At 71.6% G+C, this 24,493-nt stretch carries 22 protein-coding genes; 12 read left to right on the plus strand and 10 right to left on the minus strand.

From position 1 onward, the window contains the following. Positions 1-44: 44 nt before the first annotated feature. Positions 45-1,322: a lysophospholipid transporter LplT gene (gene lplT, locus ACX12L_RS14920; RefSeq protein ID WP_459263308.1), complete on the plus strand. Its 1,278-nt coding sequence runs from the start codon at positions 45-47 to the stop codon at positions 1,320-1,322. Positions 1,323-1,377: 55 nt separating this feature from the next. After that, positions 1,378-2,262, plus strand: a complete 885-nt coding sequence (locus ACX12L_RS14925; protein ID WP_459263309.1) for a DMT family transporter — start codon at positions 1,378-1,380, stop codon at positions 2,260-2,262. Positions 2,263-2,265: 3 nt separating this feature from the next. Here the strand turns inward: ACX12L_RS14925 and ACX12L_RS14930 are convergent, their stop codons facing one another. The 8 genes from ACX12L_RS14930 to ACX12L_RS14965 all read right to left on the minus strand — a co-directional run bounded on the left by ACX12L_RS14930 (position 2,266) and on the right by ACX12L_RS14965 (position 11,817). Continuing rightward, entirely contained in the window at positions 2,266-3,441 is a 1,176-nt protein-coding gene (locus tag ACX12L_RS14930; protein WP_459263310.1) for an MFS transporter, read from the minus strand. A gap of 17 nt (positions 3,442-3,458) precedes the next feature. Continuing rightward, positions 3,459-4,301 carry a ProQ/FINO family protein gene (locus ACX12L_RS14935; protein WP_459263311.1) on the minus strand — a complete coding sequence of 281 codons (843 nt, stop codon included), beginning with the start codon at positions 4,299-4,301 and terminating at the stop codon, positions 3,459-3,461. Positions 4,302-4,363: 62 nt separating this feature from the next. Next, positions 4,364-5,602, minus strand: coding sequence for a glycolate oxidase subunit GlcF (gene glcF / locus ACX12L_RS14940; RefSeq protein ID WP_459263312.1), 1,239 nt, complete (start codon positions 5,600-5,602; stop codon positions 4,364-4,366). A gap of 31 nt (positions 5,603-5,633) precedes the next feature. After that, positions 5,634-6,407: a YoaK family protein gene (locus tag ACX12L_RS14945; protein ID WP_459263313.1), complete on the minus strand. Its 774-nt coding sequence runs from the start codon at positions 6,405-6,407 to the stop codon at positions 5,634-5,636. Positions 6,408-6,409: 2 nt separating this feature from the next. Further along, positions 6,410-7,519 (minus strand): glycolate oxidase subunit GlcE, encoded by a 1,110-nt coding sequence (gene glcE / locus ACX12L_RS14950; protein ID WP_459263314.1) that lies wholly within the window; start codon positions 7,517-7,519, stop codon positions 6,410-6,412. Between the two features lie 73 nt (positions 7,520-7,592). After that, on the minus strand, positions 7,593-9,668 hold the full coding sequence (locus ACX12L_RS14955) for an acetate--CoA ligase family protein (protein ID WP_459263315.1): 2,076 nt from the start codon (positions 9,666-9,668) through the stop codon (positions 7,593-7,595). After that, positions 9,665-10,639 (minus strand): Bug family tripartite tricarboxylate transporter substrate binding protein, encoded by a 975-nt coding sequence (locus tag ACX12L_RS14960; protein ID WP_459263316.1) that lies wholly within the window; start codon positions 10,637-10,639, stop codon positions 9,665-9,667. Before ACX12L_RS14960 ends, ACX12L_RS14955 begins: the two co-directional genes overlap by 4 nt. Before the next feature lie 23 nt (positions 10,640-10,662). Beyond that, a complete protein-coding gene (locus ACX12L_RS14965) occupies positions 10,663-11,817 on the minus strand; it encodes an acyl-CoA dehydrogenase family protein (RefSeq protein ID WP_459263317.1) in 1,155 nt (384 codons plus the stop codon). Positions 11,818-11,971: 154 nt separating this feature from the next. Between ACX12L_RS14965 and ACX12L_RS14970 the strand changes: the two genes are divergently transcribed. The 10 genes from ACX12L_RS14970 to ACX12L_RS15015 all read left to right on the plus strand — a co-directional run bounded on the left by ACX12L_RS14970 (position 11,972) and on the right by ACX12L_RS15015 (position 22,077). Next, positions 11,972-13,321, plus strand: coding sequence for an MmgE/PrpD family protein (locus ACX12L_RS14970; protein WP_459263318.1), 1,350 nt, complete (start codon positions 11,972-11,974; stop codon positions 13,319-13,321). Positions 13,322-13,323: 2 nt separating this feature from the next. Further along, the gene (locus ACX12L_RS14975; RefSeq protein ID WP_459263319.1) at positions 13,324-14,391 is read left to right on the plus strand and encodes an AbrB family transcriptional regulator; all 1,068 of its coding nucleotides are present in this window, start codon (positions 13,324-13,326) and stop codon (positions 14,389-14,391) included. An 82-nt stretch (positions 14,392-14,473) separates the two neighbouring features. After that, positions 14,474-14,824: a hypothetical protein gene (locus ACX12L_RS14980; protein WP_459263320.1), complete on the plus strand. Its 351-nt coding sequence runs from the start codon at positions 14,474-14,476 to the stop codon at positions 14,822-14,824. Continuing rightward, a complete protein-coding gene (locus ACX12L_RS14985; protein WP_459263321.1) occupies positions 14,814-15,674 on the plus strand; it encodes an alpha/beta fold hydrolase in 861 nt (286 codons plus the stop codon). Before ACX12L_RS14980 ends, ACX12L_RS14985 begins: the two co-directional genes overlap by 11 nt. Next, positions 15,671-16,561 (plus strand): NAD(P)-dependent oxidoreductase, encoded by an 891-nt coding sequence (locus ACX12L_RS14990; RefSeq protein WP_459263322.1) that lies wholly within the window; start codon positions 15,671-15,673, stop codon positions 16,559-16,561. The genes ACX12L_RS14985 and ACX12L_RS14990 overlap by 4 nt, the downstream gene beginning before the upstream one ends. Before the next feature lie 161 nt (positions 16,562-16,722). Continuing rightward, positions 16,723-17,949, plus strand: coding sequence for an ABC transporter substrate-binding protein (locus ACX12L_RS14995; protein ID WP_459263323.1), 1,227 nt, complete (start codon positions 16,723-16,725; stop codon positions 17,947-17,949). A gap of 10 nt (positions 17,950-17,959) precedes the next feature. Further along, positions 17,960-18,745 (plus strand): N-acyl homoserine lactonase family protein, encoded by a 786-nt coding sequence (locus ACX12L_RS15000; RefSeq protein ID WP_459263324.1) that lies wholly within the window; start codon positions 17,960-17,962, stop codon positions 18,743-18,745. A 31-nt stretch (positions 18,746-18,776) separates the two neighbouring features. Further along, the gene (locus ACX12L_RS15005; RefSeq protein WP_459263325.1) at positions 18,777-19,757 is read left to right on the plus strand and encodes a Bug family tripartite tricarboxylate transporter substrate binding protein; all 981 of its coding nucleotides are present in this window, start codon (positions 18,777-18,779) and stop codon (positions 19,755-19,757) included. Positions 19,758-19,765: 8 nt separating this feature from the next. After that, positions 19,766-21,205 carry an NAD-dependent succinate-semialdehyde dehydrogenase gene (locus ACX12L_RS15010; RefSeq protein WP_459263326.1) on the plus strand — a complete coding sequence of 480 codons (1,440 nt, stop codon included), beginning with the start codon at positions 19,766-19,768 and terminating at the stop codon, positions 21,203-21,205. Then, positions 21,202-22,077 (plus strand): NAD(P)-dependent oxidoreductase, encoded by an 876-nt coding sequence (locus ACX12L_RS15015; protein WP_459263327.1) that lies wholly within the window; start codon positions 21,202-21,204, stop codon positions 22,075-22,077. The genes ACX12L_RS15010 and ACX12L_RS15015 overlap by 4 nt, the downstream gene beginning before the upstream one ends. Before the next feature lie 73 nt (positions 22,078-22,150). On the opposite strand, the gene ACX12L_RS15020 is transcribed toward ACX12L_RS15015, so the two are convergent. Together ACX12L_RS15020 and ACX12L_RS15025 are read right to left on the minus strand one after the other, a co-directional pair. Continuing rightward, positions 22,151-23,029 (minus strand): LysR substrate-binding domain-containing protein, encoded by an 879-nt coding sequence (locus ACX12L_RS15020; RefSeq protein WP_459263328.1) that lies wholly within the window; start codon positions 23,027-23,029, stop codon positions 22,151-22,153. A 359-nt stretch (positions 23,030-23,388) separates the two neighbouring features. Continuing rightward, a complete protein-coding gene (locus ACX12L_RS15025; protein ID WP_459263329.1) occupies positions 23,389-24,459 on the minus strand; it encodes a YeiH family protein in 1,071 nt (356 codons plus the stop codon). Positions 24,460-24,493 lie beyond the last annotated feature (34 nt).

The following is a 24,493-nucleotide window of genomic DNA, read 5'->3' on the forward strand; positions in this document are numbered from 1 at the left end:
TCTCACAATCCATCGGCTGCGCTGGTGGAGCCACCAGCCATCCGATGAAGCGCGGTTTCTACACCATCATGTCGGCGCAGTTTTTCAGCTCGCTGGCCGACAACGCATTGTTCGTGACCGCGGTGGAGCTGCTGCGCAGCAGCGGCGCTCCCGAATGGCAGCGCGCCGCCCTGGTGCCCATGTTCGCGCTGTTCTACGTGGTGCTGGCGCCCTTCGTGGGCGCGTTCGCCGACGCCATGCCCAAGGGGCGGGTGATGTTCATCAGCAATGCCATCAAGGTAGTGGGCTGCCTGATGATGCTGTTCGGCTCGCATCCGCTGCTGGCCTACGCCGTGGTGGGGCTGGGCGCCGCCGCCTATTCGCCGGCCAAGTACGGCATCCTGACCGAGCTGCTGCCGGCCTCGCAGCTGGTCAAGGCCAATGGCTGGATAGAGGGGCTGACGATCGCCTCCATCATCCTGGGCGTGCTGCTGGGCGGCCAGCTGGTGGCGCCGCACATCTCGGGCCTGCTGCTCGGCTTCGACATGCCGGGCGTGGACCTGGGCATAGACCTGCCGGCCGAGGCCGCCATCCTGTCCCTGGTGCCGGTGTACATGCTGGCGGCCTGGTTCAACCTGCGCATCCCGCTCACGGGCGTGGAGATGCGCCCCATGCCGCGCAACCCGGTTGCGCTGCTGCCCGACTTCTGGACCTGCAACCGGCGCCTGTGGCGCGACCGGCTGGGGCAGATCTCGCTGTCCACCACCACGCTGTTCTGGGGCGTCTCGGGCAACCTGCGCTACATCGTACTGGCCTGGAGCGCCGCCGCACTGGGCTACAGCACCACGCAGGCGTCGGCGCTGGTGGGCGTGGTGGCCATAGGCACGGCGGCCGGCGCGGTGCTGGCGTCCATGCGCATGCGCCTGGAGCACGCCGCGCGCGTGATTCCGCTGGGCATCGCCATGGGCCTGCTGGTGATCCTGATGAACGCCATCCACAGCATCTGGCTGGCCGTGCCCTTCCTGATCGTGCTGGGGGGGCTGGGCGGCTTCCTGGTCGTGCCCATGAACGCGCTGCTGCAGCACCGCGGCCACAACCTCATGGGCGCGGGCCGCTCCATCGCGGTGCAGAACTTCAACGAGCAGGCGGCCATCCTGGGCATGGGCGTGCTCTACAGCCTGTTCACCAAGCTGGGGCTGTCGGCCTATGGCGCCATCGCCGCGTTCGGCCTGCTGGTGGCGCTGGTGATGCTGGCCATCCTGCGCTGGCATGTCCACAACGTGCGCCGCTACCCCAAGGAAATGGTGCAGCTGCGCAAGATGGCGCGCCGGGACCACCATTGATATCGTTTCGATAGCTGCCTGCGCTCGACTGGAGAGCGCTGCAGGCACTTTTTGCATGCATTCACCGCTTCCCGCACTGGCCCTGCTGTTCAACGCCTTCGTCTGGGGCCTGTCCTGGTGGCCGTTCCGGCAGATGCAGGGCGCGGGCCTGCACCCGCTGTGGGCCACGGCGCTGATGTACTGCGCCATCCTCGCGGCGATGCTGGCGCTGCGCCCCGACGTGCTGGCCCGGCTGCGCGCGCACCCGGGCCTGTGGCTGCTGGCGCTGAGCTCGGGGCTGAACAACGTGGCCTTCAACTGGGCCATCACCATCGGCGACGTGGTGCGCGTGATCCTGCTGTTCTACCTGATGCCGGCCTGGGCGGTACTGCTGGCCTGGCGCATCCTGGGCGAGCGGCCCACGCCGCAGGCGCTGGCGCGGCTGCTGCTGGCCTTCTGCGGCGTGCTGCTGGTGCTGTGGCCCGCCGAGGGCGGCGTGCGGCGCCTGTTCTCCGCGCTGACGCTGGCCGACATGCTGGCGCTGCTGGGCGGCTTCATGTTCGCGCTCACCAACGTCACGGTGCGCCGCCTGCACGCCGTGCCGGGGCAGGCGCGCATGTTCGCCATGTTCGGCGGCTGCATGCTGCTGGCGCTGCTGGCGGCCGGCCTGGGGCGGTCCGTGGGCCTGGTGACCGCGTTTCCGCCGCCCGACGCCACCTGGATCACGGTGGCCGCGCTGCTGGCGCTGCTGCTGATGGCGGGCAACTGGGCCCTGCAGTTCGGCGCGGCGCGCCTGGCGGCGGGCACGACGGCGGTGGTCATGCTGTCGGAGGTGGTGTTCGCCAGCGGCTCGTCGGTGCTGCTGGGCGCATCCCGGCTCACGGCCGGCACGCTGGCCGGCGGCGCGCTGATCCTGCTGGCCGCCGCCTGGTCGGCCTGGCGGCCCCGCGCCCGCAGGTGACGCTCATGGCCTGCGCGGCAGCAGGGGGCGCAGCATCCACAGGCCCAGCAGCGGGCCCAGGGCCAGCCAGGGCAGCAGCCGCGCCAGCGGCAGCACCTGCGCGGCGCGCACGAACAGCTCGATGCTCAGCACCGTGATCGCGAAGCCGATGCCGTTGGCGAAGGTGAGCACGCTGCCCACCATCTCGGGCGGAGCGTTGTGCGCCGTGAGGGTGGAGAGCTGCGGCGAATCCCCCACCACCGTCACGCCCCACAGCACCAGCCACGCCATGAACCATGGCAGCGGCGCATCCAGCAACAGCGGGCTGGCCAGCCCGCACAGGCCGCTGATCGCCAGCTGCGCTGCGGCCACCCGCGCGCTGCCCAGGCGCCGCGCCGCCAGGCCGCCCGCGGCGCAGCCCGCGAAGCCCGCGGCGATGACCGCGAAGGCCGCCAGGCTCAGGCCCGCGCCCGCCAGATGCCTGGACAGGATCAGCGGCACGAGCACGTAGAACGCATACAGCTCCCACATGTGGCCGAAATAGCCGAACACCGAGGCGCGCACGCGCGTGTCGGTCCAGATCACCGCCAGGCCGCGCGGCGTGAGCCGGGGCCCGCGCGCGGGCCGCGGCGCATCGGGCACCAGGGCCGCGGTCGCCAGGCCGCCGAGCAGCGTGAGCGCCGACACGCACAGCACCACGCCCTGCCAGGGCAGCGCCAGCCCCCCGGCGGCACGCAGCCCGTGCGGCAGCGCCGTGCCCAGCACGAGCGCGCCGATCAGCACCCCCATCGCCGCGCCCAGCCCCTCGCGGTACCAGCCGGCGGCGATGCGCATGCCCACCGGGTAGATGCCCGCGAGCAGGAAGCCCACGGCGAAGCGCAGCGCCAGCAGCAGCGTCCACTGCCCCCCGTGGAGCGTGGCGACGAGGCCATTCGCGGCCGCGCCCAGCGCCGCGCAGGCCAGGAAGACGCGCGTCGGGCGGAAGCGGTCCGCGAGCATCAGCAGCGCGAAGACCAGCGTGCCCGCCACGAAGCCCAGCTGCACGGCGGCCGTCAGCGTTCCGACGGCGCCGGCCGGCAGCCCCCAGGCCTGCTGCAGGTCGGGCATCACCGCATTGGCCGCGAACCACGGGGACGTGGCCGCGAACTGCGAGAACACGATGACCGGCAGCACGCGGCGGGGGGCAGCGGGCCGGGCCATGGCGCAGGGCTGTGGGGCTACGGCGCCTCGCCCGGCGCGGCGGCCTGCGCGGCGGGCGCCCGCAGCCGGCGCGCCCGCGCCAGGGACTGCGCGACCACGCGCCGGTCCATGCCGTACATGTCGGCGAACTGCTCGGGCGCGGCGCCGCTGGCCTCGAAGGCGCGCAGCAGGGCCTCGGCCTTGGCGTCGCGCTCGGCGACTTCGGCAAAGGCCTCGTCGAGCAGGGCGTTGGCCTTTTCGTCGCGGCCGCGCACCAGCGCGTCGTAGGCCTCGCGCGTGAGGCCCGAGGCCTCGAAGGCCTGGGCGATGCGGCTGCGCAGCCTGGCCTGCAAGTCCTCGCCGTCACGCGGCTTGCGGCGGCGGAACACCTCCAGCAGCGCGTGGTGCACATGCTCGGGCGCCATGTCCTCCACGGGCTGGCCCTGCAGGTCGTGGCGCTTCATGCCCTGGGCCACGGCGTTCAGGTAGCGCGTGGAGCGCGTGTGGATGGACAGCGCGAGCTTGAGCGCGTCCTTGTCCAGGCCCGAGCCATGCGCGGCCACCAGGTCGTGGAAGATGCCGCGCTTGAGCGGCAGGAACTGCGCGCCGAACAGGTGCGGGTACCAGCCGGCCAGCTGCTCCAGCAGCGGGTGCGTGCGGCGCGGCGCGGGCGCCGTGCCGGCCTGGCCCGCCGGGTTCGCCGCACCGGCCGGCGCGTTCTGCTCGCGGCGGGCACCGGAACGGCGGCGCCCGCCGCGGCGGCGCTCGCGCGGCGCGGCGTCATTGCCCGCGGCCTCCACGGCAGCGGGGCGCGCGACGGGCTGGTCGGGTGGCGCGGCTTCGGCGGAGGACGGCTGGAGTGCGTTCACGGAATCGTTCATGGCTCAAGGGCGCGCGGCATGGCCCTGCGGGGCCCGTCCGGCGCGGCGGTCAAAACCCGCCATCATGCCAGCAATGCCTCGTCGAGCAGCTCCACCCAGTGCCTCACCGGAATCTGCGTGCCGCTTTGCAGGTGCGTGATGCAGCCCATGTTGGCCGACAGGATGGCCGCGGGCGGCTCGTCCGCGAAGGCCGCGCCCAGCACGCCCAGCTTGCGGTCGCGCAGCTGGTAGGAGAGCTCCGGGTTGAGCACGGAATAGGTGCCGGCCGCGCCGCAGCACAGGTGCGACTCGGTGCGCGCCGCGCGCAGCTCGAAGCCCAGCGCCGCCATGTGCCGCTCCACGCCGCCGCGCAGCTTCTGGCCGTGCTGCAGGGTGCACGGCGGGTGGTAGGCGAAGGCCCGGCCGGCGGGCCGCACGCGGTCCTTGAGCAGCGGCACCAGGCCGGGCAGCAGCTCCGACAGGTCGCGCGTCAAGGCGCTCACGCGCGCCGCCTTCTCGGCGTACTGCGGGTCCAGGCGCAGCATGTGGCCGTATTCCTTCACGGTGACGCCGCAGCCCGAGGCGTTCATGACGATGCATTCGACCTCGCCGCGCTCCACGTGGGGCCACCAGGCGTCGATGTTGGCGCGCATCTGGGCCAGGCCGCCCTCCTGGTCGTTCAGGTGGAACTTGACGGCGCCGCAGCAGCCGGCCTCGCGCGCCACCACCGTCTGTATGCCCGCGGCGTCGAGCACGCGCGCCGTGGCGGCGTTGATGTTGGGCGCCATGGCCGGCTGCACGCAGCCTTCGAGCAGCAGCACCTTGCGCGCATGGCTGCGCGCGGGCCAGCTGCCGGCCTGCTGGCGCGGCGGCACCTTGGCGCGCAGGCGCCCGGGCAGCAGGCCGCGCACGGCCTGGCCGGCCTTCATGGCGGGCGCGAACAGCGGCGAGGGCAGGCCCTCCTTGAGCGCCCAGCGCGCCAGCGCCTCGCCGCGCGGGCGCGGCACCTTTTCATCGACGATGCGCCGGCCTATGTCCACCAGGTGGCCGTACTGCACGCCGCTGGGGCAGGTGCTCTCGCAGTTGCGGCAGGTCAGGCAGCGGTCCAGGTGCAGCTGGGTCTTGCGCGTGGGCGCCTGGCCCTCGAGCACCTGCTTGATGAGGTAGATGCGCCCGCGCGGGCCGTCCAGCTCGTCGCCCAGCAGCTGGTAGGTGGGGCAGGTGGCGGTGCAAAAGCCGCAGTGCACGCATTTGCGCAGGATGGCCTCGGCCTCCTGGCCTTCGGGCGTGCCCTGGTATTCGGGAGCGAGTTGGGTCTGCATGTCGATGCCTTCTTCGTGGTGGCGCGGGGGTTCACTGGTCGCGGGCAGAGCGCCTGCGCCACGCCAGCGCCAGGCGGTCGAAGTCGGCCACCAGCGGCGGCAGCGACAGCACCAGCAGCACGGCGGCCAGCGGCACCACCCAGATGAAGCCCACGTACTTGAAGCCGGCCGCGCCCACCACGCCGCCGGCCATGAACATGGACAGCAGGCTGCCGAACAGGCGCAGCCGCCTGTGGTTGGCGCGCACCTGCTCGCGCGCGGGCCTGCCGCTGCGGTTCCAGTACAGGGCCTTGCCCATCTCGATGCCGATGTCGGTGCAAATGCCGGTCATGTGCGTGGTGCGGATCTCCGCCGACGACATCTTGGTGATGACGGCGTTCTGCAGGCCCATGAGGTAGGCCAGCAGCAGCACCGTGAGCGGCACCGCGAAGGGCGTGCGCCAGGTGAGCGTGATGGCGCCCATCAGGCCGAACAGCAGCATGAGCACGGCCTCCAGCAGCAGCGGCAGCGCGAAGGTGCTGCGCAGGTGCTGGTGGCGCGCCCAGTTGACCATGATGGCGGTGCTGCCCGCCCCCGACATGAAGGCCCACAGCGTGCCCAGCGCACCCAGCACCAGCGCCATGTTGCCCAGCACCAGGTTGTCGCCCACGGTGGAGATGATGCCCGTCATGTGCGAGGTGTACATGCCCACCACCAGGAAGCCCCCGGCATTGATGCCGCCCGCATTGAAGGCCAGCAGCAGGCCCAGCGTGCGGTTGGCGACCGGGGTGCGGTACCGCCCCGTCAGATGGCGCAGCAGGCGCATGGCTACAGGAGCCGGCCGGGGTTGAGGATGCCGGCCGGGTCGAACGCCTGCTTGAGCCGCAGGTGGATCGCGGCGAGTGCCGCGGAGTTTTCACCAAAACCGGTCCCAGCGCCCGTCCCATCAGCGTCAGCAGCTGCGAAAAGCGAAGCGTTACCACCCGCCTGCCCGGCCAGCGCGCGCAGCGCATCGCCCGCCTCCGGCGGCGCCTGCACCCAGCGCAGGCCGCCGTGCCACTCGATGAGCGGCGGCGCCACGCCCGCGGGCAGCGCCAGCGCGGGTGCCGTCTGCGGCACCGACAGGCGCCACAGCGCATGGCCCGGCGCGCGCGCCGCGAACCAGGGCAGGCACTGGTCGCGGCAGGCCTGCCAGTCGCCCGCAACCGTGGGCGCGTCCTGCAGCTCGCCGCCCATGCTGCTGCAGGCCGCATCGACCGCCGCGCGCGCGCCGCGCAGGCGCACATAGAGCCGGCCCGCGCCGCCATCCTCCACCCAGCAGCTGGCGTTGAGCGGCAGCGGCTGGCCGCCCCAGGCGTGCAATAGCGCGAGCGCCTCGGCCTGGCCGCAGTCGAAGCGCAGCGTGGCCTCGGCCGGCGGCACGGGCAGCACCTTGAGGCTGACCTCGGTGATGATGCCCAGCTGCCCCCACGCGCCCGCCATGAGGCGCGAGACGTCGTAGCCCGCCACGTTCTTCATGACCTGGCCGCCGAAGCGCAGCAGCTCGCCTTTGCCGTTGACGATCTCCACGCCCAGCACGTAGTCGCGCACCGCGCCCACGCTGGCGCGCGCCGGGCCCGACAGGCCCGCCGCCACCATGCCGCCCACGGTGCCGCCCGGCGCGAAGCGCGGCGGCTCGAACGGCAGGCACTGGCCATGCTGCGCGAGCAGCGCCTCCAGCTCGGCCAGCGGCGTGCCGGCCAGCGCGGTGACCACGAGCTCGCTGGGCTCGTAGCTCACGATGCCCGCGAGCGGCCGCATGTCCAGCGGCTCGCCCGCATGGTCCGGCGCGCCGGAGCCATGGAAGTCCTTGGTGCCGCCGCCGCGGATGCGCAGCGGGGCACGGCGGTCTGCGCTGTCGCGCACGCGGTCGATGATCTGGCGAAGGGCTGCTTCCATGCCGGCGATGGTACTGCCGCGCCCCGAAAGGCAGGCTCCCGCGGGTTTGATTTTTTTGAACGCGCGGCGTGAATCAGGCTGGTGGGCGCTGGAACACCAGCGCATCCACCGCCACCACGCCCTGCCCCTCGGGCAGGACGAGCAGCGGGTTGGCCTCGGCCTCGGCGATGCCCAGTTCCGGCTTGAGCGCCAGCTGCGAGAGCGCGCTCACCGCGCGCGCCAGCGCCTCCAGGTCGCCGCGCGCCTTGCCGCGCAGGCCCGTCAGGGGCTTCAGGGCATTGACCTCGGCGACCATCTCGCGCGCCGTCTCCACCGTCACCGGGGCGAGGCGGATGCTGCGATCCTTGGCGACCTCGGCCCAGATGCCGCCCGCGGCGAGCATGACGATGGGGCCGGCGTCGGGATCGACGCGGTAGCCCACGAGCACCTCGGACAAGCCCTTCTGCATGGGCTGCACCAGCACCTCGTCGCACGCGGCCTTCGGGGCGCGCTCGTCGAGGTTGCGGCGCAGCGTCGCCAGGGCCGCCGCCAGTTCCTCGTCGCTGCCGATGTTCAGCAGCACGCCGCCGACCTCTGTCTTGTGCGGGATCTCGGCCGAGCAGGCCTTGGCGACCACGGGGTAGGCGAAGGGCAGCGGCGCGGGCGCCTCGCCGAAGCGGTGCAGGGCCACGGGCGCGTGCGGCACGCCGAGTCGGTCCAGCACGCCGTAGGCCTCGGCCTCGCTCAAGGTGCGTGTGGGGCCGGGCGCGGGCAGCACGGGCTCGGGCCCCGGCCGGCGGCGCGCGAGCACGGCGGCGATGGCGTCGCCGCAGGCCTCGGGCGTGCGGAAGCACGGCACGCCCGCGGCGGTGAGCGCGGCCAGCGCCTCGGGCGCGTCGGGCACCAGCATGGCGGCGAGCGGCTTGGGGCCGCCCGCGCATTCGACGATGGGCTTGACGGCCAGCTGCGGCTGGAAGCGCGCGGACGAGCCCACGACGGCCAGCACGAGGTCGAACTCGGGCGCGGTGAGCAGGACGTCCAGCGTGCCCTTCATGGTCTCGTACTTCGTGCCCGCGAGCGTCATGTCGAGCACGCGGCCCGGCGTGCAGGGCAGGCCGGCCTGTTCCAGCCGCTTCAGGGTGTCGTTTGATGGCGGCTCCACGACCACGCCGCGGATGCCGAGCTGCTCCACCGCCATGGCCGCGCCGCCGCCCGTGGTGGTGACCACGCCGACGCGCTTCGGGGCGCTTGCCAAAGGGATGCGCCGCGCGAGCGGAAAGGTTTCGAGCAGCGCTTCGAGCACGCCCACGCGGGCGACGCCCATGTCCTTGAGGAACGCGTCGGCGATGTCGTCCTCGCCCGCGATGGCACCCGTGTGCGTGGTGGCCATCTCGGCCGCCGCCGCCGAGCGGCCGAGCTTGTAGGCGATCACGGGCTTGCCCCTGGCATGCGCCGCGCGCGCGAAGGCGCGCAGCGCGGGGCCGTGGCGCAGGCTCTCCAGGAACAGCAGGTAGCCCTCGATGGCCGGGTCATCGAGCGTGGCGGCGCAGATCTCGCCCACGTTCAGGTCCACCTCGCTGCCCACCGACACCAGCCCCGCGAAGCCCACGCCGCGCGCCTTGCCGCGCGAGACCAGCGCGCCGATCATGCTGCCGCTGTGCGAGGCGACGAACACCTTGCCCGCCGGCAGGTCCGGCTCCGCGAACGCCGCGTTGGCCGTGAGCACCAGCCCCGTGCGCGGGTTGACCACGCCCAGGCTGCTGGGGCCGAGGATGCGGATGCCCGTCTCCCTGGCGATCCGGCGCAGCTCGTCCTCGCGCGCCGCGCCCTCGGCGCCGGATTCGGAAAAGCCGCTCGCGAGGATGGTGACCACCTTCACGCCCGCAGCCGCGCACTCGCGCACGGCGGGGACCACGGTGTCGGTGGGCGTGAGCACGAAGACCTGGTCGGGCACCTCGGGCAGGCTCTGCAGGCTGGGCCAGGCCTTCAGGCCCTGGATCTCGCCGCGCCGCGGGTTGATGGGATAGATGCGGCCCGCGAAGCCCGTGCGCTTGAGGAACTGCACGGGCCGCCCGCCCATCTTGCCCACGTCGTCGGAGGCGCCGTAGAGCGCGACGCTGGCCGGATGCAGCAGCGCCTGGGCGAGCCGGTTGTCGTTGTCTGGATTCATTGCATGTCGATCTTGATGGCCTTGAACTGCTCGGCCCAGTGCGCAACCTCGCGCTGGATGTCGGCGCGGAATTCCTCGGGGCTGTTGCCGATCACGATGGCACCCTGCGATTCGAGCTTGGTGCGGATCTCGGGCATCTGCAGCGCCTCGACGGCGGCGGCGTGGAGCTTCTTCACGATGGCCTCGGGCGTGCCCGCGGGTGCCAGCAGGCCGTTCCACGAGTCGGAGATCATCGCGGGGTAGCCCGCCTCGGCGAACGTGGGCACGTTCGGCAGGCCCGAGAGGCGCTGCGGCCCCGCGACGGCCAGGGGCTTCACCTTGCCCGCCTGCAGGTGCGGCATGGCGCCGGTGGCGGTCATGAAGGCCAGGTCCACGTGGCCCGCGATCAGGTCGGTCATCACGTTGCTCGCGCCCTTGTAGGGGATGTGCGTGAGCTTGACGCCCGCCAGGCGCTGGAACAGCTCCGTCGCCATGTGCTGCGAGCCGCCCAGGCCCGTGGTGCCGTAGGTGAACTTGCCGGGCTCCTTCTTCGCGGCGGCCACGAGCTCCTTGGCGCTGCCCACGCCCCAGTCGGTCCGCACGGCCAGCACGCCGGGCGCGGACGAGAGCTTGGAGATGGGAGCGAAGCTCTTGACGGCGTCGAACTTCAGGTTCTTGTAGACGTGGCTGTTCATCGTGAGCGGCGCGGCGGCCACGAGCAGCGTGTAGCCATCGGCCGCGGCGGCCGCCACGGCCTCGGACGCGATGTTGGAGCCCGCGCCCGCGCGGTTGTCCACCACGAAGGGCTGGCCCAGCCGGGCCTGCAGGTGCGCGGCGACCAGGCGCGCGACCGCGTCCGTGGGGCCGCCCGCGGAATAGCCCACGATGATGCGCACGGGCTTGGTGGGGTAGGCGGTATCGGCCGCGGCGGGCATGGCGATGCTCCATGCGCATGCCGCGAGCGCGGCCAGGGAAAGAATCCTGCGTTTCATATTCGTCTCCTCGTGTGTTCTTGTCAGCCCTTGGCGGGCCGTTGCGAAAAGGTGCGGCCGAAGACGCCCTCGGCGATGCGGTTCTTCAGGATCTCGATGGAGCCGCCCGCGATCATCCAGCCGCGCGTGCGGCGCACGCAGTACTCCACCAGGCATTCCTGGCTGAAGCCCGTGCCGCCCATGACCTGCAGGGCCTCGTTGGAGACCTCCCAGCCCGCGAGGTTGCAGGCCAGCTTGGCCATGGCCGTGCTCTGCGCGCTGGGCAGGCCGTGCTCGCCCTCGAGCGCGGCGCGGTAGAGCATGAGCTGGGCCTGCTCCAGCTTCATCGCCATCTCGGCGAACTTCCACTGGATGCCCTGGAACTCGCACAGTTCGCGCCCGAACTGCTTGCGCGTGAGCGCATGCTCTCGCGCCGTGTTGAACGCATGGCGGCCGAGGGCCAGCGCGCGCGCGGAGTTGCCCAGGCGCTCCACGTTGAAGCCCGAGATCTGCTTCTTGAACCCGCCCGGCCCCAGCAGCACGTTGGCCGCCGGGATGCGGCATTCGTCGAAATACAGCTGCGACCAGCGCTCGCCGTTCATGAACGACGAGGGCTCGCCCACCTGGAAGCCCGGCGTGCCGCGCTCCACGAGCACCGAGCCGATGCCGCCCACGCCGGGGCCGAAGCGCACGTAGACGAGGAACAGGTCCGCCTCGGGGCTGTGGGTGGAGAAGATCTTGCTGCCGTTGATGACGTACCCGTCGCCCTCCTGGCGCGCGCTGGTCTTGAGCTCGGTGACGGCCGAGCCCGCGTCGGGCTCCGTCATGCCCAGCGAGATCAGCTTGCGGCCCGCGAGCAGGTCGGGCAGGAAGCGCTGCTTCTGCTCCGGCGTGGCGTATTCGACGAAGGTGCGTATGGGGCCGAAGTTGCCCGCCTGCACGATGTCGGCGCTGCGCGGGCAGACCAGGGCGACCTGCTCGATGGCGAGCACCGCGTGCATCAGGCTGCCGCCCTGGCCGTGGTCCTCCTCGGGGAAGGCGATGCCCAGCAGCCCCTGCTCGGCCAGCAGCGCGGCCGTCTCCCAGGGGTAGTGGGGCGAATGGGCGCGCGCCAGCGCGCCGTCCTTGAGCTTGTCCTGGGCAAAGCGCGCCACCGAATCGGCGAATGCCTGGTGTTCTTCGCTGAGTGTGAAATCCATGCGTGTTCCTGGGTAATGTTCGGTCGGCATGGATCGTGCCCAGGCCTCCGGCGCTTGAGAACTTCGCGTTGCGTCGCCTGCCCCAACAAATACTCATGCCAGCACCACATCTGCGAAGTTCACAGCGGCGCGCACTCGCGCGACCATCCACACCATGCCAACCCAAGACACCACCGCCGCGCAGCGCTTCGCCGCGTTCGCCGCATCCCTGAACGACGCGCCGCTGGCGCCCGAAGTCATCCACCACGCCAAGCGCGCCATCGTCGACTGGTACGCCGCGCTGCTGCCCGGCGCCGTGGAGCCCCCGCCCACGCTGCTGGAGCGCGCGCTGGCCGACGACCTGGACCGCGGCGGCGCGCGCCTGGCCCTGGGCCGCGCGGCCACGGTGCGCGCGGCGGCACTCATCAACGGCACGGCCGCGCACACGGTAGAGGTGGACGACATCTACCGCGAGGCCATCTACCACCCCGGCGCGCCCACCATCGCCGCCGCGCTGGCCCTGGCGCAGGCACGGCGCGCCACGGGGCTGCAGATGATCCGCGCCGTGGTGGCGGGCTACGAGGTCTCGACGCGCATCGGCGCGGCGCTGGGGCGCGCGCACTACCGCCACTGGCACAACACGGGCACTGCGGGCACCTTCGGCGCGGCGTCGGCCGCGGCCACGCTGCTGGGGCTGGACGCCGCGCGCCACGCGCACGCGCTGTGCACGGGCGCGACCTTCGCGGCCGGCCTGCAGCAGGCGTTCCGCATGGACTCCATGTCCAAGCCGCTGCACGCGGGCCACGCGGCCGAGGCCGGCGTGCTGGCCGCGCTGGCCGCCGAGCAGGGCGTGACCGGCTCGCTCGACGTGCTCGACGGCGAGGCGGGCCTGGGCCGCGCCATGAGCGACGGGCCGGACTGGCACGCGGCCACGGCCACGCTGGGCCGGGACTTCCACATCACGCACATGACGTTCAAGAACCACGCCTGCTGCGGCCACACCTTCGCGCCCATCGACGGCGCGCTGGAACTGCAAGCGCGCATGGGCGGCGTGCGCTGGCAGGACCTGCAGGCCGTGGAGGTCGCCACCTACGGCCCCGCGCTCGCCGTGGCGGGCAACGCCGACCCGCGCACCGCCGCCGAGGCGCGCTTCTCCATCCCCTTCGTCGTGGCGACGGCGCTGATCCACGGCAGCGTGCGCCTGTCGGCCTTCACGCCCGAACGGCTCGCCGATGCCGACATCCGCGCGCTCATGGCGCGCATCCGCCTGGCCGTCGATCCCGCGCTGGACGCGCGCTTTCCGGGCCAGCGCGCCGCGCGCGTGCGCTTTGCCACGGCGGACGGCCGCCAGGGCGAATACCTGCAGCCCACGCGCAAGGGCGACCCGGAGCAGCCCTTGAGCGACGCGGAACTCTCGGACAAGTTCATGGAACTGGCCGCGCCGGTGGTGGGCGAAGCGCGCGCCCGCGCACTGCTTGGCCACCTCTGGGCGCTGGACGCGCGCGAGAGCCTGCTGGATCTCTGACGGTGCGCAGCGCCGCCTCCAAGCTCCTCACGCTGCTGCTGGCCTGGGCGGCGGCCGAGGGCTGCCGCCGCCTGCACATGCCCATCCCGTGGATGCTGGGGCCGCTGCTGGCCACGGCGCTGGCCACGATGGCCGGGCAGCCCACGCGCAGCAGCCTGCGGCTGCGCAACTTCGGGCAGTGGATGATGGGCGCGTCGCTGGGCCTGTACTTCACGCCGGCCATCGTGGCGCAGCTCGTCGGCCTGTGGTGGGCCGTGCTCGCGGCCGTGGTCTGGGCGCTGGCGCTGGGCGCGGCCTACGGGCGCTGGCTGTACCGCTCCTGCGCGGGACGGCTGCGCGGCGTGAGCGACGCGGCGCTGCGCCCCTCGGCCTACTTCGCGGGCGCCATCGGCGCGGCGTCGGAGATGACGCTGCTGGCCGAGCGCGAGGGCGCGCGCACCGACCTCGTGGCGGCATCGCACAGCCTGCGCATGCTGATCGTGGTGCTGGTCATGCCCTTCGGCATGCTGCTGGCCAAGGCCTGGTGGAATCTGGAGGCGGTGGACCTCGTCCCGCCGGCCAGCGCGCCCTTCGCGGCGGCGGGCCTCGCGTGGCTGGCGCTGTTCACGGGCGCCGGGGGCCTGGCACTGCAGCTCGGGCGCCTGCCCAACCCGTGGTTCCTCGGCCCGCTGCTGGTGGCCATAGGGCTGGCGGCCACGGGCACGGCGCCCTCGGGCGTGCCCACGCCGCTGTCGAACGCGGCGCAGCTCGTCATCGGCGTGAGCCTGGGCGTGCGCTTCAGCCCGCTGTTCCTGCACACCGCGCCGCGCTGGCTCGCGCAGGTGGCGCTGGGCACGCTGGGCCTGCTGGCGGCCTGCGCCGCGTTCGGCCTGCTGCTGGCCTGGGCCACGGGCCTGCACCCGGCCACCGCCATCCTGGGCACGGCGCCCGGGGGCATGACGGAGATGTCCATCACCGCCAAGGTGCTGCAGCTGGGCGTGCCCGTGGTCACGGCGCTGCAGGTGACGCGGCTGGTGGCGGTGCTGGTGCTCGTGCGGCCGGCGTACCGGCTCTGGGCGCGGCAGCCATGACCAAAGCTCATTCCTGCGCACCAAATTGTCGGTTGTCCCGGCGGGAGGGCTATGGGAGATTCCTTTCAGGAGACATACAGCCATGCACACCACCAACGACGACTGGCTGGCCCACCAGGGCCACTGGGTCAACGTGACCTTCCTGCTCAGGAAAGGCGACGCCGAATACCTCGTCACCCTGCGCGACGGACGCGTGCAGCGCATCGCGCCCGGCCCGCACGTGATGCCGTGCTGGACCTTCGCGCTCAGCGCGGGCGACGACGCGTGGGAGCGCTTCTGGGCCGCCGAGCCGCAGCCGCGTTTCCACGACCTGATGGCCATGGTGCGCTTCAAGGCGCTGCGCATCGAGGGCGACATGACGGTCTTCATGCGCAACCTGCTGTATTTCAAGGCGCTGGTGAAACAGCTCGGAGGGCACATCCATGCGCGTTGAAAAAGAAGCCGTGACCGGCGGCTACGTGAACTTCGAGATCGCGGGCCGCATGTGCCGCGTCTACTACGAGACGGCCGGCAGCGGCCAGCCCCTGCTGTGCCTGCACACGGCGGGCAGCGACACGCGCCAGTACCGCGCGCTGCTCAACTCGCCCGAGCTGACGGCCAGCCACCAGGTGATCTGCTTCGACATGCCGTGGCACGGCAAGTCCTCGCCGCCCGAGGGCTGGCACACGGAGGAATACCGCCTGACCAGCGCGCTCTACGTGCAGACCATCCTGGCCTTCATGGACGCGATGCAGGTCGAGCGCCCCATCGCCATGGGCTGCTCCATCGGCGGGCGCGTGGTGCTGCACCTGGCGCTGCAATGCCCCGAGCGCTTCAAGGCGCTGATCGGCCTGCAGTCGGGCGCGCACGTCAACCCCTACTACGACCTGGACTGGCTGCACCGCCCCGACGTGCACGGCGGCGAGGTCTGCGCGGGCATCGTCTCCGGCCTCGTCGGCCCCGGCGCGCCCGAGCGCGACCGCTGGGAGACGCTGTGGCACTACATGCAAGGCGGCCCCGGCGTGTTCAAGGGCGACCTGCACTTCTACACGGGCGAGGGCGACCTGCGCGGGCGCGTGCAGCGCATAGACACCGCGCGCTGCCCGCTCTACCTGCTCACGGGCGAGTACGACTATTCGTGCACGCCGGAGGACAGCCAAGACCTCGCGCGCCTGATCCCCGGCGCGCAGCTCCAGATCATGCCGGGCCTGGGCCACTTCCCGATGAGCGAGGCGCCGCAGGAGTTCCTGCAGCACCTGCTGCCCGTGCTGCAACGCATTCACACCAACGAAGGAAATACATGAAAGCCGGATTCATCGGCCTGGGCCGCATGGGCTTCGCCCTGGCCTCCCACCTGCTGCGCAGCGGCGTGCAGCTCGCGGTGCACGACATCCAGAGCGCGCCCGTGGACAGGCTCGTGGCCCTGGGCGCATCGCGCGCGGCCGGCGTGCAGGCGCTGGCCGCCGGCGCGGACGTGGTGTTCACCATGCTGCCCGGCCCCAAGCAGTCGCGCGAGGTGATCCTGGGCGAGGGCGGCGTGCTGGCCGGGCTGCGCAAGGGCGGCTGCCTCGTCGAGCTCAGCACCATCGACACCGACACGGTGGACGCGCTGGCCGCCGCCGCCGAGAAGCAGGGCGTGCGCTTCGCCGACGCGCCCGTGGGGCGCCTGGCCGCGCACGCCGACCGGGGCGAGTCGCTGTTCATGCTGGGCGCCCGCGATGCCGACCGCGCCGCGCTGGAGCCGCTGCTGCTGAAGATGGGCACCACGGTGCTGCACTGCGGCGCGCCGGGCAGCGGCACGCGCATGAAGCTCATCAACAATCTCATGGTGCTGTGCTACTGCCAGCTCAACTCCGAGGCGCTGGTGCTCGCCGGCGCGCTGGGGCTGGACGCGCGCAAGACCTTCGACGTGCTCACGGGCACCACGGCGTCGAACGGGCAGCTCAAGGAGAAGTGGCCCGTGAAGGTCCTCAAGGGCGACCTCACGCCGGGCTTCGACATCGCGCTGGGCTTCAAGGACCTGACCCTGGCCTGCCAGGCCGCGCAGTCCGCGGGCGTGTCGCTGCCCATGGGCAACCTCGCGCGCAGCCTGTTCCAGCTCGCGCGGCACGCGGGCAAGGACGGGCAGGACACCTCGTGCATGACCGATTTCTGGGCCGAGTCCAACGGACAGCCCCCAGTCCGGCTGTGAACATCCCCCTGAGCGGCTTCGCCGCTTCCCCCTTCTTTCGGCTTCGCCGGGAAGGGGGACGCCGCCCGTGCGGCGGGGCGGCCCTTGCACGGCGGCCCTCGCCTGGGTAGCGCCAGTTTCATGCGGCAACTGATATCAATTTTCCAAGGAGACAAACCACCATGACCTTCACATCCACGAAGGCGGCGCTCGGCGCCGCGCTGCTCGCCACCGCGCTCACAGCACCCGCGCAGGACAAGGGCGCGCGCATCTCGGACGGCATCGTCAAGATCGGCGTGCTGACCGACATCAACGGCCCGTTCATGGACAACGTGGGCAAGGGCTCCATCGTGGCGACCGAGATCGCCATCGAGGAGTTCGGCGGCAAGGTGCTGGGCTACCCCGTGCAGATGGTCACGGCCGACCACCAGAACAAGGCCGACGTGGGCTCCACCCGCGTGCGCGAATGGTTCGACCGCGACAAGGTGGACGCGGTGACGGAACTGGGCAACAGCGCCGTGGCCCTGGCCGCGATGAAGCTCGCGCAGGACAAGGGGCGCCTGGCCATCGTGACCGGCGCGGGCGCGGTGCGCATCTCCAACGAGGACTGCTCGCCCAACAGCCTGCACTGGGTGTACGACACCTATTCGCTCGCCAAGGTGGGCACGCAGTCGGTGGTGAAGGCCGGAGCCAAGACCTGGTACTACCTGACGGCCGACTACGCGTTCGGCCACTCGCTGGAGAACGACGGCAAGCAATTCATCGAGGCCGCTGGCGGCAAGGTGCTGGGCTCGTCGCGCTACCCGTTCCCGGGCAACGACTTCGCGTCCTACATCATCAAGGCCCAGGGCAGCAAGGCCAACGCGGTGGCCATCGCCACGGCGGGGCTGGACCTGCAGAACGCCATCAAGCAGGGCAAGGAATTCGGCCTGGCCAGCGGCGGGCAGAAGACCGTGGCCATGCTCATGAGCATCATGGACGTGCACGGCGTGGGCCTGAAGGACGCAGGCGGCATGCTGTTCGCCGAGTCGTTCTACTGGGACCTGGACGACGCCTCGCGCGCCTTCTCGCGCAAGTTCTTCGAGCGCACCAAGCGCATGCCCACCGCGCTGCAGGCCGGGCAGTACTCGGCCACGCTGAACTACCTCAAGGCCATCGAGCGCGCCAAGTCCGACGACGTGGCAGACGTGGTGAAGGCCATCAAGGGCATGCCCATCCAGGACGCATTCGCCAAGAACGGCAAGGTGCGCGACGACGGCAAGATGATCCACGACATGTACCTCGTGCGCGTGAAGACGCCGCAGGAGTCCAAGGCCGCGTGGGACTACTACACGGTGCTGGAAACGGTGCCCGGCGAGCAGGCGTTCCACCCCGCCTCCGAGAGCAAGTGCGCGCTGCTCAAGAAGTGAGCGCCACGCCATGAGCGCGCCCCTCTACCGCATCCTGGCAGTGAAGTACGCCACGGTGGACCGCGCGCGGGGCAGCAACTTCCTGCGCCCCGCGCCGGGCGACCCCGACGCGCCGATGGCGCTGGACTTCTTCGTCTGGCTCATCGACGGGCCGGGCGGCGCGGTGCTGGTGGACACGGGCTTCAGCCCCGCGTCGGCCATCGCGCGCGGGCGGCGCTACCTGGTCTCGCCGCCCGAATCGCTGCGCCGCCTGGGCCACGCGCCCGAGTCCATCCGCGACGTGGTGGTCACGCACCTGCACTACGACCACGCGGGCAACGTGGGCGAGTTTCCCGCCGCCACCGCGTGGGTGCAGGACCGCGAGGTGCGCTACGCCACGGGCGACTGCATGTGCGACCCGAAGCAGAACCATTTCTTCTCGACCGACGACGTGGCCGTGCTCATCAGGCGCCTGTACCAGGGCAGCGTGCGGCTCATCGACGGGTTCCATGAATTGCGCGACGGCATCGAGCTGCACCGCGTGGGCGGCCACACCGACGGCCTGCAGGTGGTGCGCGTGCGCACCGCGCGCGGCTGGGTGGTGCTGGCCTCCGACGCGGCGCACTACTACGAGAACCTCGCGCTGCAGAACCCCTTCCCCGCCATCTTCAGCCTGCCCGACATGCTGGCCGGCTACGCGCGCATCCGCGCGCTGGCGGATGGCGAAGACCTGATCGTTCCCGGCCACGACCCCGCCGTCTGCACGCGCTTCGAGAGCGCGGGCGTGCCCGGCGTGCACGCATACCGCATCGCCTGATTCTTTTTTTCTTTTCTGGAGACACGACGACATGACTTCTTCGAGCAAACGCGCCCTCGTGCTGGGCGCCGCCGCCCTGGCCCTGGGCGGCCACGCATTCGCCCAGGGCGCGGCCGACTGGCCCGCCGCCAGGCCCGTGACCATCGTGGTGGGCTTTTCCGCGGGCGGCCCGACCGACGTGGTGGCGCGCATCGTGGCCGAGCAGCTGTCCGCCAAGTTCAAGCAGAGCTTCGTGGTGGACAACAAGGCCGGCGCCTCCGGCGGCGTGGCGGCCAACCTCGTCAGGCAGGCCGCGCCCGACGGCTACACGCTGATGTTCGGCAGCAGCAGCACGCTGTCCATCATCCCCACGCTGCAGAAGACCGCCTACGACCCGCTGCGCGACTTCACCGCGATCGCGCTGGTGGCGAGCTACCCGTACTTCCTCGTCGCGCCCGCGTCGTCCAGCGTCAAGTCGCTCGACGAACTGCTCAAGCAGGGCCGCGCGAGCGGCTCGCAGCTGAGCTACGGCTCGGCCGGCAACGGCGCGGTGAACCACCTCGCGGGCGAGTGGTTCAAGCACGAGACGAAGATCAACGCCGTGCACATCCCCTACAAGGGCGACTCGGCGGCGGTGACCGACCTCGTCGCGGGGCGGCTGGACTTCGCGTTCCTCGCGGGCTCGGTGGCGCTGCCGCAGGTCAAGGCGGGCAAGATGCGCGTGCTGGCCTCGGCCAGCGCCGTGGCGGGGCGCGGCGGCGAGGGCGTGCCCACGCTGGGCGAGCGCTACAAGGGCTTCGCGGCCGAGCCGTGGAACGGACTCATGGGCCCGAAGGGCGTGCCCGAGCCCATCGTCGCCAGGCTCAACGCCGCGGTGAACGAGATCATGGCCCGGCCGGACGTGCTGGCGCGCCTGGCGCCCATGGAGCAATATGCCTTCACCGGCACGCCGCAGCAGTTCACCGACCACATCAAGTCGCAGACCGAGCGCTGGGCGTCGGTCATCAAGGCATCGAACATCCAGGTGGACTGACCAAAGCCATGCAGTATTCGCAATTCATCGCGGGCGCGTTCCGCCAGGGCGCGGGCGCCGAGCGCTTCACCGTCATCAACCCGAGCACGGGCCAGCCGCTGGGCGACTACGCCTGCGCCACGCCCGAGGACGTGCAGGCCGCCATCGACGCGGCCGCCAAGGCGCTGCGCCCGTGGAGCCGCACGCCGGCTTGCGAGCGATCCACCCTGCTGCGCCGCGTGGCCGCGCTGATGCGCGAGCGCGGCGACGCCATCGCCGCGCAGATCGCGAGCGAGCTGGGCAAGCCCCAGGGCGAGGCGCAAAAGGAAGTGGTGACCGCCGCCGAGATGTTCGAGTGGGCCGCCGAGGAGGCGCGCCGCATCTACGGCCGCACCATTCCCCCGCGCGGCGCCGGCATCACGCAGACCGTGGCGCTGGAGCCCATCGGCGTGGTGGCCGCGTTCGCGGGATGGAACGCGCCGGCCATCACGCCCTCGCGCAAGATCAGCGGGGCGCTGGCGGCGGGATGCACCATCGTCATCAAGCCCTCGGAAGAGACGGCCGGCGTGGCGCTGCACATCGCAAAGGCCGTGCAGGACGCGGGCGTGCCCGATGGCGTGGTCAACATGGTGTTCGGCGAGCCCGGCGCCATCGCCGACCAGCTCTGCGCCTCGCCGCAGGTGCACATGGTCACCTTCACGGGCGCCACCTCGGTCGGCAAGCAGATCGGCGCCAAGGCCGCGCTGACCATGAAGCGAGCCACGCTGGAGCTGGGCGGGCATGCACCCGTGATCGTCTGCGACGACGCCGATGCCGACCGCGTGGCACGCGCCGCCGTGGCGACCAAGTACCGCAACGCGGGCCAGGTCTGCACCTCGCCCACGCGCTTCCTGGTGCAGGCGGGCGTGTTCGACGCGTTCCTCGAACGCTTCGTGCAGGCCGCGCAGGCGCTCAAGGTGGGCGACCCGTTCGACGCGGCCACGCAGATGGGGCCGCTGAAGAACCAGCGCCGCCTGCAATCCATCGATCGCCTGGTGCAGGACGCGCGCGAACAGGGCCTCACCATCGCCACGGGCGGCGAGCGCATCGGCACCGAGGGCTTCTTCTACCGGCCCACGGTGATCGTGCGGCCGTCGCTCGATTGCGTGGACTACGAAGTGGCCAACATCGAGCCCTTCGGCCCCGTGGCGCTCATCAGCCCGTTCGGCGATCTGGACGAGGCCATCGCCGAGGCCAACCGCCTGCCCTTCGGCCTGGCGGCCTACGCGTTCACCAACCACGTGCGGCGCGCCCACCGCCTCGCGGGCGAGATCGACAGCGGCGTGGTCTGCATCAACGAATGGCAGGCCTCGCTGCCCGAGACACCCTTCGGCGGCCACAAGGACAGCGGCCTGGGTTCGGAGGGTGGCGTCGAGGGCCTGATGGAGTTCCTGCGCGTGAAGTGCGTGCGCCAAGGGGTGCAGGCATGAGCGGTCCGGTCCTGGGATTCGTCGGCGTCGGCGTGATGGGCGAGGGCATGTGCCGCAACCTGCTCGCCAAGTGCGGCCTGCCGGTGCACGTGGCCGACGTGCAGGCCGAGAGCGTGGCGCGCCTCGCGGCGCTGGGCGCCGTGGCCTCCAGCGTGCGCGCGCTGCGCGAGACGGCGCACACGGTGTTCCTCTCGCTGCCCTCCATCGACCAGGTGGAGGAAGTCTGCCTGGGCGCCGACCCGCTCGTCGCGCCCGGCGGCAGCGTGAAGACCGTGGTGGACATGAGCACCAGCGACGTGCCGCGCACCCGCGCGCTGGCCGAGCGGCTGGCCGCGCTCGGCGTGCGCTTCCTCGACGCGCCCGTGGCCCGCAGCCGCGAGGCCGCGAACAACGGCACGCTGCTCATCACCGTGGGCGGCCCGGCCGACCTGTTCGAGTCCGTGGCGCCGTGGCTGCGCTGCATGGGATCGGACGTGGTCCACTGCGGCGGCGTGGGCGCGGGGCAGGTGGTGAAGATCATGAACAACATGGTGCTGCTCTCCACCGTGAATTCGCTGGCCGAGGCGATGGCGATCGCCGAGGCGGCGGGCGTGGACAAGGCGCTGCTCGCCGGCGTGCTGCGCCTGGGCTCGGCCGATTCGTTCGCGCTCAAGCTCACGGGCGAACGGCTGGCGACGGACGTGTTCCCCGAGAAGCTCTTCCCCACCGCCTACGCGCTCAAGGACCTGAAGCTGGCGCTGGGCCTGGCGCAGGCCTCGGGCATCACGCCCGCCGTGGCGCAGGCCACGGCCGCGCTGCTCGATGCGGCCTGCGCGCGCGGCTATGCGATGAACTACTATCCGGTGATCTACCGGCTGGTCAAAAAACAATAGCTGCTCGCGCCTGTCACTAAAGGATTTCAGCCAGTTTTCATGCTGAAACCTTTTATTGGAGAGCGCCAGCAGCTCACTTTTGCATAGCTTCCGCCATCAGCCAGTCCTTGAACGCCGCGATCTTGCCCGAGTAGCGCTGCAGCGCCGGCGTGACGAGGTAGTGGCCCTTGCCCGTGCGCAGCGGCCTGGCGAACGGGCGCACGAGGCGTCCGGCCTGGAAGTCCGCCTCCAGCATGTGCTGCTGGCCGATGGCGATGCCCAGGCCATCCACGGCCGCCTGCCAGGTGAGGATGGAGCTGCTGAAGACCATCTTCTCGGCCGTCTCGAACAGATCGGACAGCCCCGCGTGCGCGAGCCAGCGCGGCCAGTCGTCCTTGCGGTACTTGGAGACCAGCAGGCGCTTGCCGCGCAGCGCCTCGGGCAGCGCTCCTTCCGCGATGAAGCCGGGCGCGCAGACGGGCTCCACGATGTCCTCCAGCAGCAGCGTGGCCTCGGCGCCGGGCCAGTGGCCGTCGCCGAGCACGATGGCCAGGTCGCACTGCTCGGCACCGAAATCGAGCGGCGCGGTGCTGTTGAGGATGGACACCTCCACCTCCGGGTGCCGCGCCTTGAAGTGCGGCAGGCGCGGGATGAGCCAGCGCGCGGTGAGCGTGGTGTAGGTGCGCAGGCGGATGACGTTGTTCGAATACTTGCGCGTGATGGCCTCGGTGGCGGCGGCGATTTCGCCGAACGCCGGGCCGATGCGGCGCGCGTAGCCCTCGCCCACCTCGGTGAGCCGCACGCCCACGCGCTCGCGCGTGAAGAGCTGCACGCCCAGGTACTCCTCCAGCACCGCCACCTGGCGGCTCACGGCCGACTGGCTCACATTGAGCTCGCTGGCCGCGAGCGTGAGGTTGCCGGTGCGCGCGACGACCTCGAAGACCTTGAGCGGGTTGAGCGGCGGAACCTTCATGGCGCTTCCCGACCCCGCACCCCGCCACGGGCAACCCTGGCACATCCACGCGTGTGCGCAGCACCTGCCCACCACCCTCGTCGCGCCTTGCGAAAGCAACGGACCGCGTGCAGGGCGCGGCCCGCGATGTCCGCCCGGTACGGGTGCGCGCCATGGGGACGCCAGAACGGCGATTCGCCCAGTTGCGCGGGCGGGGTGGCAAGAGGCGTCCAGTGCGGTTGCATGCGTGCGATTGTCCCGCACAGATCCCCTGCGCCGCGAAGTGCCCGTTGAGCCCTGCTACGTTGCGCCGCCAAGAGCACCTGCGCGCGCAGGCAAAAACATCCAGAAGGCGACAGATCTGCACGAGCAAGGGCGCATCAGAACAGCCGCGTCAGCAGCAGGCCCAGGCCCAGCAGCCAGGCGAACAGCACCGTCGCCAGCAGCAGGGGCTTGATGCCGGCGGCGCGCACCGCGCTCACGTGGGTGGTCAGGCCCAGGGCGGCCATGGCCACGGCGAGCAGCAGGTTGTCCAGCTGCACGCCCGCCTGCACCAGCGTGGCCGGCAGCACGCCCAGCGAGTGGATGCCTGCCATGGCCACGAAGCCCAGCGCGAACCAGGGCACGCTGACCTTTCCTGCCGGGGCGCCGGAGGCCTCCGTGGCGCGCTCGATGCGGTTCAGCCCCCACGACAGGAGCAGCAGGAACGGCGCCAGCATCATCACCCGCACCATCTTCACGATCACCGCGATGTCCGCCGCCTCGGGGCTGACGGCAGCGCCCGCAGCTACCACCTGGGCCACCTCATGCACGGTGGCACCCACGTACATGCCGTACTGCTGGGTGTCGGCGGCGAGCCAGCCGTGAGCGGCATTCCAGTGGAACAGCGCCGGATACAGGAAGGTGCCGACGGTGCCGAACACCACCACCGTGGCAATGGCCACCGCCACGTCCTGGGCGCGGCCCTTGGCCACCGGCGCGGTGGCCAGCACGGCGGCGGCCCCGCAGATCGAGCTGCCGGCGCCGATCAGCAGCGTGGTGCGGCGGTCCAGCCCCAGCCAGCGCCGGCCCAGCCAGCACGCCAGGCCGAAGGTGCTGGCCAGCACGATGGCGTCCATGGCCACGCCGGTCCAGCCAACCTGCGCAATGTCCTGGAACGTCAGGCGCAGCCCGTACAGCACGATGCCCAGGCGCAGCAGGTGCTGCTTGGCCAGCCCCACGCCGACGCTGCAGTGCTCGGCCAGCATCGGATACACGGTGTTGCCCAGCACCAGGCCGAGCACGATGGCCAGGGTCAGCGCCCCCCAGCCATAGCTGGCGAACACCGGCTGGCCGGCGAGCCACAGCGCGCCGGCGGCCACCGCGGCGCTCATGAGCAGGCCGGGGGCCGCGCTGCGCAGCCGCAGCGCAAGGGAATTCGGAACGGGGGAAACAAGCGAGGCAGAGGTCATGTCGGAAGGCCGCAGGCAGTAGGGCCTGCAGGCC

It is taken from the genome of Alicycliphilus sp. T452, from assembly GCF_054512775.1.

What these genes read in the sequence shown, in the direction of transcription:
- ACX12L_RS14955 (WP_459263315.1), bottom strand. Translation starts at nt 9,668, where the DNA reads ATGAATCCAGACAACGACAACCGGCTCGCCCAGGCGCTGCTGCATCCG.
- ACX12L_RS15010 (WP_459263326.1), top strand. Translation starts at nt 19,766, where the DNA reads ATGCAGTATTCGCAATTCATCGCGGGCGCGTTCCGCCAGGGCGCGGGC.
- ACX12L_RS15000 (WP_459263324.1), top strand. Translation starts at nt 17,960, where the DNA reads ATGAGCGCGCCCCTCTACCGCATCCTGGCAGTGAAGTACGCCACGGTG.
- ACX12L_RS14985 (WP_459263321.1), top strand. Translation starts at nt 14,814, where the DNA reads ATGCGCGTTGAAAAAGAAGCCGTGACCGGCGGCTACGTGAACTTCGAG.
- glcF (WP_459263312.1), bottom strand. Translation starts at nt 5,602, where the DNA reads ATGCAGACCCAACTCGCTCCCGAATACCAGGGCACGCCCGAAGGCCAG.
- ACX12L_RS14930 (WP_459263310.1), bottom strand. Translation starts at nt 3,441, where the DNA reads ATGGCCCGGCCCGCTGCCCCCCGCCGCGTGCTGCCGGTCATCGTGTTC.
- ACX12L_RS15005 (WP_459263325.1), top strand. Translation starts at nt 18,777, where the DNA reads ATGACTTCTTCGAGCAAACGCGCCCTCGTGCTGGGCGCCGCCGCCCTG.
- glcE (WP_459263314.1), bottom strand. Translation starts at nt 7,519, where the DNA reads ATGGAAGCAGCCCTTCGCCAGATCATCGACCGCGTGCGCGACAGCGCA.
- ACX12L_RS14925 (WP_459263309.1), top strand. Translation starts at nt 1,378, where the DNA reads ATGCATTCACCGCTTCCCGCACTGGCCCTGCTGTTCAACGCCTTCGTC.
- ACX12L_RS14965 (WP_459263317.1), bottom strand. Translation starts at nt 11,817, where the DNA reads ATGGATTTCACACTCAGCGAAGAACACCAGGCATTCGCCGATTCGGTG.
- ACX12L_RS15020 (WP_459263328.1), bottom strand. Translation starts at nt 23,029, where the DNA reads ATGAAGGTTCCGCCGCTCAACCCGCTCAAGGTCTTCGAGGTCGTCGCG.
- ACX12L_RS14970 (WP_459263318.1), top strand. Translation starts at nt 11,972, where the DNA reads ATGCCAACCCAAGACACCACCGCCGCGCAGCGCTTCGCCGCGTTCGCC.
- ACX12L_RS14995 (WP_459263323.1), top strand. Translation starts at nt 16,723, where the DNA reads ATGACCTTCACATCCACGAAGGCGGCGCTCGGCGCCGCGCTGCTCGCC.
- ACX12L_RS15015 (WP_459263327.1), top strand. Translation starts at nt 21,202, where the DNA reads ATGAGCGGTCCGGTCCTGGGATTCGTCGGCGTCGGCGTGATGGGCGAG.
- ACX12L_RS14990 (WP_459263322.1), top strand. Translation starts at nt 15,671, where the DNA reads ATGAAAGCCGGATTCATCGGCCTGGGCCGCATGGGCTTCGCCCTGGCC.
- ACX12L_RS15025 (WP_459263329.1), bottom strand. Translation starts at nt 24,459, where the DNA reads ATGACCTCTGCCTCGCTTGTTTCCCCCGTTCCGAATTCCCTTGCGCTG.
- ACX12L_RS14980 (WP_459263320.1), top strand. Translation starts at nt 14,474, where the DNA reads ATGCACACCACCAACGACGACTGGCTGGCCCACCAGGGCCACTGGGTC.
- lplT (WP_459263308.1), top strand. Translation starts at nt 45, where the DNA reads ATGAAGCGCGGTTTCTACACCATCATGTCGGCGCAGTTTTTCAGCTCG.
- ACX12L_RS14960 (WP_459263316.1), bottom strand. Translation starts at nt 10,639, where the DNA reads ATGAAACGCAGGATTCTTTCCCTGGCCGCGCTCGCGGCATGCGCATGG.
- ACX12L_RS14945 (WP_459263313.1), bottom strand. Translation starts at nt 6,407, where the DNA reads ATGCGCCTGCTGCGCCATCTGACGGGGCGGTACCGCACCCCGGTCGCC.
- ACX12L_RS14935 (WP_459263311.1), bottom strand. Translation starts at nt 4,301, where the DNA reads ATGAACGATTCCGTGAACGCACTCCAGCCGTCCTCCGCCGAAGCCGCG.